This window comes from Thermodesulfovibrio sp. TK500a (assembly GCF_055381765.1).
Genome location: NZ_AP041606.1, coordinates 1,674,425 through 1,688,755, shown reverse-complemented (window position 1 = coordinate 1,688,755; position 14,331 = coordinate 1,674,425). Strand labels below are relative to the sequence as shown.

14 protein-coding genes are annotated in these 14,331 nt (G+C 36.3%); 12 read left to right on the top strand and 2 right to left on the bottom strand.

Annotated features, from left to right (window positions below):
• Positions 1-5: 5 nt before the first annotated feature.
• Genes ACZ430_RS08875 through ACZ430_RS08840 form a run of 8 tightly spaced genes read left to right on the top strand, consistent with a single transcriptional unit; the run spans position 6 to position 6,645 of the window.
• Complete coding sequence (locus ACZ430_RS08875) at positions 6-908, top strand: Gfo/Idh/MocA family protein (RefSeq protein ID WP_297210939.1); 903 nt, start codon at positions 6-8, stop codon at positions 906-908.
• Positions 905-1,615: an acylneuraminate cytidylyltransferase family protein gene (locus ACZ430_RS08870; RefSeq protein WP_297210936.1), complete on the top strand. Its 711-nt coding sequence runs from the start codon at positions 905-907 to the stop codon at positions 1,613-1,615. The genes ACZ430_RS08875 and ACZ430_RS08870 overlap by 4 nt, the downstream gene beginning before the upstream one ends.
• The gene (locus ACZ430_RS08865; RefSeq protein WP_297210934.1) at positions 1,599-2,354 is read left to right on the top strand and encodes an oxidoreductase; all 756 of its coding nucleotides are present in this window, start codon (positions 1,599-1,601) and stop codon (positions 2,352-2,354) included. Before ACZ430_RS08870 ends, ACZ430_RS08865 begins: the two co-directional genes overlap by 17 nt.
• Before the next feature lie 18 nt (positions 2,355-2,372).
• Positions 2,373-3,524: an N-acetyl sugar amidotransferase gene (locus tag ACZ430_RS08860; RefSeq protein ID WP_297210931.1), complete on the top strand. Its 1,152-nt coding sequence runs from the start codon at positions 2,373-2,375 to the stop codon at positions 3,522-3,524.
• On the top strand, positions 3,502-4,128 hold the full coding sequence (gene hisH, locus ACZ430_RS08855) for an imidazole glycerol phosphate synthase subunit HisH (protein ID WP_297210929.1): 627 nt from the start codon (positions 3,502-3,504) through the stop codon (positions 4,126-4,128). The genes ACZ430_RS08860 and hisH overlap by 23 nt, the downstream gene beginning before the upstream one ends.
• On the top strand, positions 4,118-4,930 hold the full coding sequence (locus ACZ430_RS08850; protein ID WP_297210926.1) for an imidazole glycerol phosphate synthase cyclase subunit: 813 nt from the start codon (positions 4,118-4,120) through the stop codon (positions 4,928-4,930). The genes hisH and ACZ430_RS08850 overlap by 11 nt, the downstream gene beginning before the upstream one ends.
• Position 4,931: 1 nt before the next feature.
• Positions 4,932-5,789 carry a radical SAM protein gene (locus ACZ430_RS08845; protein ID WP_464910558.1) on the top strand — a complete coding sequence of 286 codons (858 nt, stop codon included), beginning with the start codon at positions 4,932-4,934 and terminating at the stop codon, positions 5,787-5,789.
• Between the two features lie 13 nt (positions 5,790-5,802).
• A complete protein-coding gene (locus ACZ430_RS08840) occupies positions 5,803-6,645 on the top strand; it encodes a glycosyltransferase family 2 protein (protein WP_297210919.1) in 843 nt (280 codons plus the stop codon).
• 2 nt (positions 6,646-6,647) lie between these two features.
• Here the strand turns inward: ACZ430_RS08840 and ACZ430_RS08835 are convergent, their stop codons facing one another.
• Together ACZ430_RS08835 and ACZ430_RS08830 are read right to left on the bottom strand one after the other, a co-directional pair.
• Positions 6,648-7,589: a UDP-glucuronic acid decarboxylase family protein gene (locus tag ACZ430_RS08835; RefSeq protein WP_464910557.1), complete on the bottom strand. Its 942-nt coding sequence runs from the start codon at positions 7,587-7,589 to the stop codon at positions 6,648-6,650.
• A gap of 3 nt (positions 7,590-7,592) precedes the next feature.
• Positions 7,593-8,777, bottom strand: coding sequence for an oligosaccharide flippase family protein (locus ACZ430_RS08830; protein WP_464910556.1), 1,185 nt, complete (start codon positions 8,775-8,777; stop codon positions 7,593-7,595).
• Positions 8,778-8,869: 92 nt separating this feature from the next.
• Between ACZ430_RS08830 and ACZ430_RS08825 the strand changes: the two genes are divergently transcribed.
• From ACZ430_RS08825 to fliD, 4 genes are all read left to right on the top strand, one after another.
• Positions 8,870-10,840: a motility associated factor glycosyltransferase family protein gene (locus tag ACZ430_RS08825; RefSeq protein ID WP_464910555.1), complete on the top strand. Its 1,971-nt coding sequence runs from the start codon at positions 8,870-8,872 to the stop codon at positions 10,838-10,840.
• A 129-nt stretch (positions 10,841-10,969) separates the two neighbouring features.
• Positions 10,970-12,565 carry a flagellin N-terminal helical domain-containing protein gene (locus tag ACZ430_RS08820; protein ID WP_464910554.1) on the top strand — a complete coding sequence of 532 codons (1,596 nt, stop codon included), beginning with the start codon at positions 10,970-10,972 and terminating at the stop codon, positions 12,563-12,565.
• Between the two features lie 60 nt (positions 12,566-12,625).
• On the top strand, positions 12,626-13,012 hold the full coding sequence (locus ACZ430_RS08815) for a flagellar protein FlaG (protein WP_297210906.1): 387 nt from the start codon (positions 12,626-12,628) through the stop codon (positions 13,010-13,012).
• Between the two features lie 2 nt (positions 13,013-13,014).
• Entirely contained in the window at positions 13,015-14,331 is a 1,317-nt protein-coding gene (gene fliD, locus ACZ430_RS08810) for a flagellar filament capping protein FliD (RefSeq protein WP_464910553.1), read from the top strand.

Below are 14,331 nucleotides of genomic sequence, written 5' to 3'. Positions count from 1 at the left end.
AACAAATGAAAGCACTTATAATAGGTTTTGGTTCTGCTGGGAAAAGGCATGCTCGAACTCTCACGGAGATTTCAGATATTTCGGAAATTCATTTTGTAACAAAGCAGGAATTAAAAAAAGGAATTTTCTATAGAAACCTTGAAGAAGTACCTCTTGACCAGTATAATTACATCATAGTTGCTTCAGAAACATCAAAGCATTATGAACAATTGAAATTCATAGTTTCTAATGTATCTAACAAAATTATCCTTTGTGAAAAACCACTCTTCTCAAAAAGAGAGAGTTTATCTTTAAATGGAAATCAAATTTTCGTAGGATACCAGTTGAGATATCATCATTTCATAAAAAAACTCAGAGAGTTAACTAAAAATCAAAAGGTTTTTTCTTGTTTTGCATACTGTGGTTACTACTTACCATTTTGGCGAAATGATAGAAACCTCGCTGATACATACAGTGCCTTCCAATCTAAAGGGGGTGGAGTGATGCTCGACCTGAGCCATGAAATAGATTACATAATTCATCTTTTTGGAGATATTTCAAAATTTCATGCTTACTTTTCAAGAATTTCAAACTTAGATATTGATTCTGAGGACTACATGACAATGATAGGTATTACAAACAGTGGAGTCTACGTTACGATAACTCTTGACTACATCAGTCTGATAAATCTAAGACTAATTATAGTTCATGCTGAAGAATTTTCTGCTTACATAGATTTATACAATGGAGAATTGAAATATAAAGACAAAAAAAACGAATTTACAGAGTCAGTTGGAAGACTTGACTCAGATAAATTAACAAAGGAGATGCATGAAGATATTTTGTCGTCAAGAAAAATTGCCTGTAGCTTCAATGAAGCTCTAAAAGTTGTTGAATTAATAGATAGTATAAAGGAGTTATCGAAATGAAAGTTCTATGTACTATATGTGCAAGGGGTGGTAGTAAAGGAGTTCCTAATAAAAATATTAGGCAACTTTTAGGAAAACCATTGATTGTATGGACTATAGAGCAAGCAATCAATTCTAATCTCTTCGATAAAATCGTAGTTAGTTCTGATTCTGAAGATATTCTAAAAATAGCAAAAGAAAATGGAGCAGAAGTTTTCTTCAAGAGAGAGCCAAAACTGTCTGGTGATGAAGTGGGTAAAATTGAAGTCATAAGGGATGCTTTACTAAAGAGTGAAAACTTTTTTCAAACTACCTTCAATGTAATTGTTGATTTAGATGTAACTTCTCCTGTAAGAACTTCAGAGGACATCATTAAGGCCTTTAAAACCTTTATTGATAATGATTATGATATTCTCTTCTCTGTTGCTCCATCAAGAAAAAATCCTTATTTTAACATGATTGAGATTGACCAAAATGGAACAGTCAGACTTTGCAAAACCTTAAATCAACCAATAAAGAGAAGACAGGATGCTCCGAGAGTTTACGATATGAACGCATCAATTTATATTTGGAAAAGAAATATTCTGATTAATCACAACAATCTTTTTCTTGACAAAACCGGAATTTATGTCATGGGAGAAGAAAGTGCCTACGACATTGATTCCGAACTTGACCTATTAATTGTTGAGTGTATAATGAGGAAAAGGCAAAGTGTTACTAAAAGATAAGGTTATAGTTATTATCGGAGGGGCAGGACTCCTTGGAAGAGAATTTGTATCTGCTGTTGTAAATAATGGAGGAGTTGCAATTATTGCTGATTTAAAAGAGGTCTCTTTTCAAGAATTTGACATAAATCATAAACAGGTTAAATTTGTAAAGACTGACTTTACAAGGTTAGAGCAGATTGAGAATCTTATCAATATAGTATCAAAGGAATACGGTCGAATTGATTGTCTCGTCAATTCTGCCTACCCTCGAAATCAAAATTATGGTAGAGATTTCCTTGAGGTAACCTTTGAGGATTTTTGTGAGAATGCATGCCTTCATCTCGGCGGTTACTTTTTGAGTTGCCAGTGTTTCATTAAGTTCTTTATAAATCAGGGCTATGGTAACATTGTTAACATAGCTTCAATTTATGGAGTAGTAGCTCCAAGATTTGATTTGTACACAGGAACAACTATGACTATGCCTATTGAGTATGCAGTAATCAAATCTGGAATAATTCATATGACCAAATATCTTGCTAAGTATCTAAAAGGCAAGAACATTAGAGTAAACTGCATTAGTCCTGGAGGAATTCTTGACAAGCAACCAGAAAAGTTTTTAAAGAGATACAGAGACTATTGTCTCAACAAAGGAATGCTCTCAAAATCAGACATAAATGGAACTCTTGTTTTTTTACTCTCTGACATGAGCGAATTTATAAATGGTCAAAACATAATTGTTGATGATGGATTTACTCTTTAGGTTTACATGGAGGTAAAAATGGGAAAGAAAAGAATATTTTGGTGTAAAAACTGTTTAAACATGTCAACAAGACCAAGAATAACATTTGATGAGAGAGGTTTTTGTAATGCCTGCCAGTGGGCTGAAGAGAAAAGAAAAATGGATTGGATTCCAAGACAGAGAGAACTAAGAGAAATACTTAACAAATACAGGGGTTACAACAAAGCCTTTGACTGTATAGTGCCGGTAAGTGGTGGTAAAGACGGCTCATACATTTCTTACAAACTAAAGCACGAATATGGAATGAACCCTTTAACTGTAACAGTTAGACCACCTCTTGAATTGGAATTAGGCAAAAAGAATCTTCTTAATTTTATAAACTCGGGATACCAACATGTTCACATCAGTCCTGACTCTGAAGTTATGAGAGAACTAAACAAGTTTGGTTTTATAAACAAGGGGTTTCCCTATTATGGCTGGCTAATAGCAATTCTTACAGCAGTTATAAGAGTTGCAATTAATTTCAATATTCCCCTAATATTCTATGCCGAAGACGGTGAAGTTGAGTATGGAGGTTCAACGGAAACTAAGAACATAAGCCTTTTCAATATTGAATACATAAAAAGAGTTTATTTTGAAGGTGGTTACCACAGTGCTATTGAGGCAATGAAAGAAAAGTTTCCAGAAAATAGACTATATTTCTGGCTTTTTCCTGAGGAAGAAGAGCTAAAGGGAAAAGAACTATATCTTACCCATTGGTCCTACTTTGAAAACTGGGACCCCTACAGAAACTATCTCGTTGCTAAGCAGTACTGCGGACTTTTGGAAAACGAAGATACAAATGTCGGCACTTTCACAAACTTTGCTCAAAACGATCAAGCCTTTTATGCACTTCATACCTATTTGATGTATCTGAAATTCGGTTTCGGACGAGCTACTCAAGATGCAGGCATTGAAATCAGGCGCGGAGCAATGACAAGAGAACAAGCCATAAATTTAGTAAAACTATATGACAATCAATATCCAGAACCCTTCATTGAACTATACTTGGAATACTACGGAATGACAAAAGAGGAATTTGATAGTGTTCTTGATAAATGGGCTAATAAGGATTTGTTTGAAAAAAGGGATGGAAGATGGTATCCCAAATTTGAAGTGGGAGTTGATTTTGAAATCGATAGTGATAGTTAATTACGGAATGGGGAATATAAATTCAATCACCTCGGCAGTGAGATTTCTTGGATACGAACCGATACTTTCTGACAAAGAAGAACAAATTCTTAAAGCTGAAAGAATAATACTTCCAGGAGTAGGTTCATTTTACAAAGCCATGCAAAACATCAGACAGAAAAAACTTGATACCATTATAAAAAAGGCGGTCTTAGAAAAAGGGATTCCTCTTTTGGGAATATGTCTTGGTATGCAACTACTTTTCCAATTAGGAACCGAAGATGAAGAAACGGAGGGACTGGGTTTCATAGAAGGAATAGTTGAAAAGTTCAATCAATCTGATAAAAATGTCAAGATTCCTCATATTGGTTTTTCAAGAACAGAGATAATCAAAGATTCAAAAATATTCAAAAAACTTGGAAGTCAAGTTGATTTTTATTATAACCACAGTTTTAGAGCACTAACACAAGAAAAATTTGTTATAGCTTTAGCTCACAATGGAGAAAAGTTTACCGCAGCTGTTGAAAATGGAAATATTTTTGGCACTCAATTTCATCCCGAACTAAGCCAATCAAATGGATTGAGAGTTATAAAAAACTTCCTTGAATTAAAAAATGCCATATAAAAGACTCATTTTCATACTTCTATATGATTCTGGCAAATTTGTATTAAGCAGAAATTTTAGACTGCAAAAAGTTGGTGACATAAATTGGCTGATTAAAAACTACAATTTTCAATCAATCTCTTACTCAATAGATGAGCTAATTGTCCTTGATGTTACAAGAGGAGAGAGAAACATAGAGTATTTTACTGAAACATTAAAGAAGGTAGTTGAATTTGTATTCGTGCCTGTTGCTGCTGGTGGCGGGGTTGACTCAATCGAAAAAGCTAAGAAACTGCTTCACTCAGGAGCTGACAAAATTGTGGTAAACACTACTCTTTATACCGACGATTTAATAATAAAAGAACTTGTAAAAAATTTTGGAAGTCAATGTATCGTTGCTTCAATAGATTACAGAAGAAAAAATAATAGATATGAGGTACTAATCAACAGAGGGCAAAGGCTTATAGATATGGAATTAAAGGAGGCAGTAAAAAAAGTAATGGAATTAGGAATTGGAGAGATTTTATTAAATTCTATAGACAGAGATGGAACAGGCTACGGATATGACTTGGAATCCCTGAAACTCTTGGACTTTGATATTAGAATTCCCCTCATAGTTTCAGGAGGAGCTGGCAAACCTGAGCATTTTATAGAAGGATTAAGAATTAAAACTGTTGATGCCGTTGCCACTGCAAATCTTCTAAACTTTATCGGTAATGGCCTTCCCCTTGCAAGAAGAGAAATAATAAAAAGCGGAATTGACCTTGCCAATTGGGATGAAAATGAGTTTGAAAGATTAAAAAAATTAACCATGGAGGTATAAAATGATACCAATCTATGAAATGAAAACAATACACATTGAAGTCACCAATGCATGTAATCTCAGCTGTGCAAACTGCACGAGATTTGTTGGTCACCATAAAAAACCCTTTTTTATGGACTTGGAATTGGTAAGAAAGGGAATAGAATCACTTGAAGGTTACAAATATGGCATTGGATTAATGGGTGGTGAACCAACCCTTCATCCACAATTTGAAGAGATATGCAGAATTTTTCAGGAGATGATACCTGATAAATCAAAGCGACAGTTTTGGACAAATGGATGGGGATGGAAAAAGTATGAAAAAATAATTCTGGAAACCTTTGAACCAACAAACATCGTTTACAATGACCACAGCAATCCACTTGTTGGATGGCATCAACCCCTCTTAATTGCGATTAAGGATGTTGTTGATGATGAGGATTTAATGTGGGAGCTTATTGATGATTGCTGGATACAACGTCGCTGGTCAGCCTCTATAACACCGAAAGGTGCATTCTTTTGCGAAGTTGCTGCTGCCCAAGACATTCTCTTTGACGGTCCTGGTGGATATCCCGTAGAAAAGGGATGGTGGAATAAGACTCCTCTTGAATTTAGAGACCAAATTAAAAGATATTGCCCTAACTGTGGAGCCTCAATACCTTTTCAAAAGGTAAGCGCCCATCTTGAATATGATATGGTTTCAAAGAGCATAGCAGAGAAGCTTGAAAAGGTTACGTCGCCAAAGTTCTTAAAGGGAAGAATCAGAATTTTTGACAGAAAACTTACAAGAGAAGAGATTGAAAAGTATAAAGAAAACTGGACTCCTTGGAGTCATAGACCTTACAAACAGTACACTCCAGACCTAATTGAAGTATGCTAAAGGAATAATAAGTATGACAGAGAGAAAAAGAACATTTGAGGATAAATTAATCAGCAGTTTAAATTCAATTAGATACTCCCTTACAGAGCCTTTAATTCTCAGAATAATGAGACTTCTTTATGAAAAAGATTACAGAGACAAAAAGGAAGAACCATTAATATCAGTATACACACCAACTTACAATCGAGCTAAACTTTTAATTGAGAGAGCAGTCCCATCAGTTCTTAATCAAACTTATAAAAATTTTGAATACATAATAGTCGGAGACTGCTGCACCGATGAAACCGAAGAGGTTGTCACAAAAATAGGAGACCCGAGAATCAGGTTTTACAACCTTCCCAAAAGAGGATATCGATATCCACCGACAGTTGAAAACCACTGGTTTGCAGGACCAGTTGTTCCAGCAAACTTTGCATTAAAGCTGGTAAGAGGAAAATGGATTGCAAGAATTGACGATGATGACATTTGGACTGAAGACCATCTTGAGGTGCTACTAAGATTTGCTCAAGAGGGCAACTATGAGTTTGTCTCAAGTTCATACATTGCTGTTAGACATGGAAAAGAAATACTTGTTGATGTCAAAGACCAAGTGCCAAGAATAGGTGGTACTCAGACCTGGCTTTACAGGTCCTATCTCAAGTTCATGAAATACAACATAAACTGCTGGAGAAAAAAATGGAACCGCGTTAACGATACTGACCTTCAGGACAGGTTTTATAAAGCTGGCGTTAGAATTGGTTTTTTAGAGAAAGTTACATGTTATGTACTTCCAAGACCTGGAGAAGAAACCATCGGACTTGAAGCTTATAAATTAACAGCACAGGATAAATTAGGACATTTTGCTTTTAGAGAGTAAGACTATCTTTTAAAAATCTCCTTAAAATAAAATATTGTCTTTTCCAAACCTTCTTCTAAACTAACCACAGGTTTCCAACCCAAAATATTTTTTGCCAAAGTTATATCAGGTCTTCTCTGCTTTGGGTCATCCTCAGGTAGAGGTTTAAAGATAAGTTTTGATTTTGACTTTGTTAGTCTAAGAACTGTCTCTGCAAGTTCAATTATTGATATCTCCTCAGGGTTTCCGAGATTTACAGGTCCGGTAAATTCATCACAACTGTTCATAAGTTTTATCAAACCCTCAATCATGTCATCAATATAGCAAAAGCTTCTTGTTTGTTTCCCATCTCCATAAATTGTAATATCTTTCCCCTGAAGTGCCTGAACTATGAAATTACTTACTACTCTTCCATCGTTTGGATGCATTCTCGGACCATAGGTATTAAATATTCTTGCCACTTTTATTCTCAGTTTATGCTGCCTATGATAGGCAAAGAAAAGGGTTTCAGCACATCTTTTGCCTTCATCATAGCAAGCTCTAAGTCCTATTGGATTTACATTTCCCCAGTAAGTCTCAGGCTGAGGATTAACTTGAGGGTCTCCATATACTTCAGAGGTTGAGGCTTGAAGTATCTTTATTTTAAGCCTCTTGGCAAGGCCAAGCATATTTATTGAACCATGAACAGAGGTTTTCACTGTCTGTACAGGGTCAAACTGGTAGTGAATTGGAGAGGCAGGACAGGCAAGATTGTAAATCTCATCAACCTCAACATATAGAGGAAAGGTAATATCATGCCGGATAACCTCAAAATAAGGATTATTGAGTAAATGAACAATATTCTGCTTTGTTCCTGTGTAAAAATTATCTACACAAAGAACTTCATTTTTCTCCTCAAGCAATCTCTCACAAAGATGGGAACCAATGAAACCTCCACCACCTGTAACAAGAACCCTTTTCCTCATCTTTCACCTTATAAAAATCAAGTTTTTAAAACTGTATAGATAAAATAGCACAAAGATAAAATTAACTGCAAATACGTAAAGAAGGTAATCCTCAATTGATGAAAAATTAAAGACAAAAAAGCCTCCGTAAAAAAAAATTAGATTTAAATAGACAATATGAATACCTCTCTCTAATGCAGTTGCAAGACTTATAAATATTTGAACGAAAATTAACGATAGAATCGATATAAGATACTTTGGAAGATAATCATAAGCTGAAACAAACTCACTTCCGAAAATAAGATTAAAAAGAGACTTCCCAAATAGAGCAACCAAAGCTTGAAACAGAAGTTCAAATAAAATTGCAATAGTAAAAATCTGAACTAAATATTTTCTTAATGACCTATCCATTCTGAATTCTACAAACTTTGGGAAATAAACATCCATTAAAGCCACAACAGACCAAAGCAGAAACTTTCCCAAGGCACTTACTGAAGCATAACTTCCTGCTGTTTCAGGAGAAAAAATTCTTCTGATAAACAAATCATCAGCATAGATAAAAAATCCAAGAGGAAATGCATAAAGAGCAATCTTAAAAAGTCTCCTCATATCAAGTATGGCTCTCTTAAATCCCCATCCCCTGTTAATTAAAAGAAGGACTAATTCAACTAAAATTATGCCGCTTAAATAGGCAACAATACCTGCCTCAACTTTAAGTCCGATATATATAGCTATGTAGGCAAATAGAACTCTCACAGTCATTTCAAATCCATTTGAGAAAGCAAACAGTCCAAATCTTCCTGTAGCTTGCAAGAAACTTTTTTCTACTACAAGAGGAAATAGCACAAGCCATGATAATCCGACAAAATAAAAATAATAGCTCTCTGTCACATTCAGAAAATCTTTGAGATAGCCAGAAAAAATCATTGCTGAGGAAGCAAATCCTACACCAAAAATCAATCCAAGAAATCTCATTGATTGTAAGAATTCAAATCGTCTATCAAAGTTTTCAATAATTGTCTTTATTGAAAGAGTTGAGAGTATTGATGCAAGATATCCAATTGAAAAAATCAAAGAGTAGACAACACTAAATTCACCGTAGCCTTCTTTACCCAGACTTTTACCTAAGATTGAATGAAAAACATACACAAGTAAATTTAGATAAACAAAAGCAGAGTAAACATACACTGAATTTTTGAGCATTCCCATTGAGCAAAATTATATCATTAGAGGGATGCTTAGATAAAATTTTCTGATTTTTTGACTTACTTAACTTTTTTAAAATTGTGATAAAATATCACATGCCTGTTGATGTCCAAAAGATAATCAAAACCCTTGAAGAAAGAAAAAACAGAAATATCAAGTATCTTGAAAAAAAAGCTCCTCAATTGCTTGATTTACTTAAAAAACCATCAAAACTTAGTAAATGTGGTATATACATTGACCCTCAATCGGGGTTGATTGACCTAATTATAGAAGATGAAAAGCTATACCAAGCTGACCCATACAAGGTTACTTTAGCTCATATAGAAGAATTTGAGAGGTCTGGATTCAAATTTTATATTGGTCCAGATGTAACCACTCCAGAACAATTCAAGGACAGCGTGATGGACATGAGACATTGGTATGAGTACTTAGTTTTAGCAAAGGAAAAGCCAAATATTGACTTTGTAAAAAAAATCATACGAAAAGGAGACATTTTTGGAACTTTCCTATGCCTTGGAATCGGTCTCGGCCATCATCTCGTTGAGCTTACAAAACGATATGAAATTAAACAGTTTATCATCGTTGAACAAGACTCAGAAATATTTAAAGCTTCTCTTTTCACAATTGATTGGAGTTTCCTTGAAAAGTACATGAGAGACAATAGAACCTTCAATGTTTTTATTAAGGATGATCCTTTTGAGGCTGCGAAAGAAGTAGTAGCTTATTGCCAGTTTATTCTTAACCCACCTATAGGTTTTGATATGCCCGTATTCAGCTATTTTAAAAACTCCTTTTTTGAAAAGTTCATGACAGAGTTCATGAAAAGATTTAATCAAATTTTTACAGGTTGGGGATTTTTTCAGGACGAATACTGGTCTGTGGAGCATACACTTGAAAACATAAAAAATCAAATTCCCCTCTTTTACGGAAATAGTCCTGTTTCATCAAAGGCAAATGCATTTATAATTGGTGCTGGACCCTCACTTGACTACTCCCTTGACTTCATAAGGAAAAACATTGACAATGCCGTTATTTTTTCCTGTGGAAGTAGCCTCTCTTCACTTCACAAAGCAGGAATCAAGCCTGATTTTCATATTGACATTGAAAGAACCGTTGTAACCTATGACGCCCTTGTCTGGATTGGAGACCCTGAATATGTAAGAACCATACCTGTGATTTTCAACAATCCCATGTATCCATTAGTTTCAACCCTTTTTGATGAAAGCTACATGTACCTTAAAGCAAATGATGCTGGCACAGTCTTTTTTGAGCCTCATATTCCCCGACTTATTTTTTCAAATCCTACAGTAGTAAACGGTGGACTCTCTTTTGCAGTAAACTCTGGATTTAAGGAGATATATCTTTTTGGAACTGACATGGGATATAAAGACCCCAAAAAACATCATGCCAATCATAATGTTGCTCTTGACAAAAACACCTATTTTTATGCTGAAGAACTTGGAAAGGATTTGAAGTTAGAGGGAAATTTTGGGGGAAATGTCTATACAAACATGTTTCTTAATTGGGCAAGAACATGGATTGAGGACTTTATTAAAACTCTTCCAGATGTCAAGATTTACAACACCTCAGATGGTGCTAAAATCAAAGGAGCTGTTCCGACGAGATTAGAGAACATTAGTCTTAGAAAATTTAAAAAGGATGAGACAGTTAGGACTATAAAACAAAATTTCTCTCAGGAATATCTAAAAAACAGAGATTTTATAACCAAACGATTGGAACAACTTAATAGAGAGGCTATAAACTATAGAAAGCATTCACTCTCACAATTGAAATCCAAAATCAAAAATAAATCTCAACTCATGGATGCTCTTCATAATATCTTCGTGTGGATTTATCTAAATCAAACTAATAACGGAATACTAAATTTCCTTGTCAGAGGAGGATTTCTTCACTATGAGCATCTTGCTCTATTCCTCTGTTATCAGAAAGAGATTAGGGGGATTAATTTCGTGCCTGAGACCGTTGAGGCAATTAGAAGATATATTGAAGAATCTACTGATATGCTACTCAACTTAGTCGATACATACAAACAAATCTTTCGCTAAACTTTTTCAAAAACCAACCGATATAAATAATCAAGACAGCAGGGAGGAAGGGAGGTGTATAGGTAAAACCAAACCCAACAAGCTGTCTGGATGCAGGAGGCATCCTTAAAAAAACATGGAGGTTAAACCATGGCATTAAGAATTAACTTTAACGCAGAAGCAACAGTTACACACACCGCCCTTTTAAGAAACGAAAGGGCAATGAACAAGTCTCTTTTAAGAATTTCAACAGGTAACAGAATTCTCTCAGCAGCCGATGACGCAGCCGGTCTATTTATTGCTGACCAACTTAGCGTTGTTGCCGCAGCCCTTGACCAAGGTAACCGTAACATTCAGACCGGTATCAGTGCTCTCCAGATTGCCGAGACCAATGTTGGACAGATTTTTGAGAAACTGCAAACTATCTACACAAAGGCACAATCAGCAGCTAATGACATCAATGACCCAAATGCCCGTTCTGCCCTTCAGAGAGACATTCAAAATCTTGTTGACGCCATTCAGAAAATTGGAACAGACACTGAGTACAACGGTATCAAACTCCTTGATGGAACATTCTCAGATAAAGTAATACACTACGGTGCAAGGGCAAATCAGACAATTACCGTAGGAATTGACTCAGTCAAGGCAGATGAGCTCGGTGCCAATATGGTAATAGGAGGCGGTCCTCTCACCAATGCAGTTTCAGCATCCGCTCAAGCAGGTTCAACTGTAACAAATGGATATACAGCCACAACTGGTGCAGTTCAAACAGGAACTGCTTGGAGATGGGATACAGGAGACCAGGCATTAGTTGCAGGAATTGGAGTTTCAACCGGTCTTACTTTTGCAGTTGATGCTAAAACAATCGCAGACAATATAAACAGCGCCTCAGCCCTTCAAAACCTTGGAATCACAGCAAGAGCATCTAATACAAGCACTGCAGCAGCCCAGTGGACTGACATTCAGACCAATGCTGGACAAAGCGCAACAATAAAATTTTTTGTTGGTTCTGACAACACAGCAGATATTACCGTAACTGTAAACGCAAGTAGTGTTTTAACTCTCTCAGACCTTGTAACCCAGATTAATACACAGGCATCTCAAAATGACGTAAATATCACTGCCAAAATAGACCAAGGTAAGCTTGTGCTTACAACAGAAGGAGAGACAATTGGATTAGAAGTTACAGCAGCTTCAGCTCAGAGCTACGGAACCCTTACTATCAACATGTCCCAATTCTTAGGTCTGTCAAGTGCTACTACAAATGTAACTGCAGCTGCTACCTCAACAGGAACAGCCACTGCAACGGGTTCAGCAATACAGGTCGGTAAACTTGTCGTAATGGGTCCTGATTCATTTAACTACAATTTTACAGGTATTGCAACAACCTCTGAAGGTTTAGGCGTAGCAGCAACAGGAAACTCAAGCTTCAAAAACCTCTACTCCATTGACGTTACAAGCAATGAAAACGCCGAACTTGCCCTTGATATACTAAAGACTGCAATTCAGAAGGCTGACAAGATTCGTACCCAAATCGGTTCCGTAATTAACAATCTCCAGGCTATTTGGGACGGACAGAAGGCATCCTTTGATAATACAAAGGAAGCAGAAAACGTAATACGTAACACAGACTTTGCAGCTGAGATGAGCACCTTCGTAACCATGCAGATAAGAATGCAGTCTGGCGTAGCTATGCTTGCCCAAGCAAATGCCTTACCTCAGCTCGTGCTTCAGCTTCTGAGATAAAAAGTTTAGCCTTTGAGCCCCCTCTTCGGAGGGGGCAAAAAATAAAAAGAGGTAGCAAAGATGAGGCTGGACGGAATTGATAGAGAGATAATACCTATTAATCCCTACAGAGGGAGTAACAATGTGCAGCATATTGAACTTCCAAAACTTAACGAAGAGATACAGCTGAAGAACCTGACCCAGCCTGATGAGACTACAAAGCAGTTACAGAAACCTGTTGTATCTCAAGAAGAACTTAATAAAATAATGGAAGAATTAAGACATAAGTTTAACATGCTTGAGAGGTATTTGAAAATTGACATTGACTCGGAGCTCAAAATGCCCATATCAAAAATTATCGATATGCGCACAGAGGAAGTCATAAGGCAGATTCCGCCAGAGTGGGTTGTAGATATTCTCAGAAGAATGAATGAACTTAAGGGTATCTTTTATGCCGAGGAGGTTTAAAAATGGCTGACCTTTATATTTCAGGGCTCACAGGAGCCTTTGATACAGAGGGAATGGTAAGCAAACTCTTGCAAATTAAACAGCAGCCTCTTACTAAGCTTGCCCAGCAGAGAGCAGCTGTTCAGGGAAAAGTGGCAAGCCTCAATAACTTATATGGTGCTTTAAGCGGCATGCAGAACTTTTTTAGCTCCCTTGATGTAACCAGTCTTTTTAGCTCAAAGAAAGCTTCATCCTCAAACTCTTCAGTCCTTACGGCAACAGCAACTAAGGATACGCCAAACATCTCAATGGGCATCACCGTAAACCGTCTTGCCCAGACTGAAATTAGAGCAAGCACAGGAGGAGTAAGCAGCCTTTCAGATACATTCTCATCATCAGGAACAATGACTCTTAGATATTGGACTGACAACGCTAACTATCAGACCTTTAACATAGATTACTCAGCAGGTCAAACTTTGCAGGATTTAGTTAATAGCATAAATTCAGCACAGAACAAAGTTAAAGCCTCCGTTTACTACACAGGCTCAGACTACAGACTTCTTCTTACAGAGGCCGATGCATCAGCTTCAACAAGAGAGACAACTGATACAACCTTTGCAATTGAGGCTGACAACATTCCTCAGGAACTCGGAGGACTTGAGACAATTCAGAATGCTCAAAATGCATCAATTACAATTGGAAACTCTACAACAGAAGTAACTTCACCTTCGAACACATTTAGCAATCTTCTTACAGGACTTGAGATAACTGTAAAAGACAGAGGCTCGGCAACAGTAACAATCAACGAAGACTACTCTCAGGCTAACAGCGCTCTTAACAACTTCGTTTCAAATTACAATGCCATTGTTTCAGTTGTAAATCAGATGACATCTAAAGGTGCTCAGTTTCAGGGCGATAGCACAATTACTACAATTAAAACAGGCATGGTAAGAATGATAGACCCTCTCATAAAATCAGGACTTATTAACTACTCAGATAAGGATGGAACTATTTCAATAAATACTACAGCCCTTAATAATCTCAGCTCATCCAATCCTGACAAGCTGAAAGATATTATTTCAACTCTAAAAAACAACTTCTCAGGACAGCTCAGTGCATGGACAGGCACAATCAGCACATATAAAAATATTGGAGAAGGCCAGATAACAAGCATTAATAGAAGGCTCACTGAACTTCAGAACTACTTGGTAAGATATGAAGAGAGACTTAGGAAAGAGTATTCTCAGCTTGAGGCATTTATTAATCAGTCCAATCAGATAAGTACAAGATTACAAGACTTTATGACATCACTTTCAGGAACATCAAAGGGAGGTAAATAA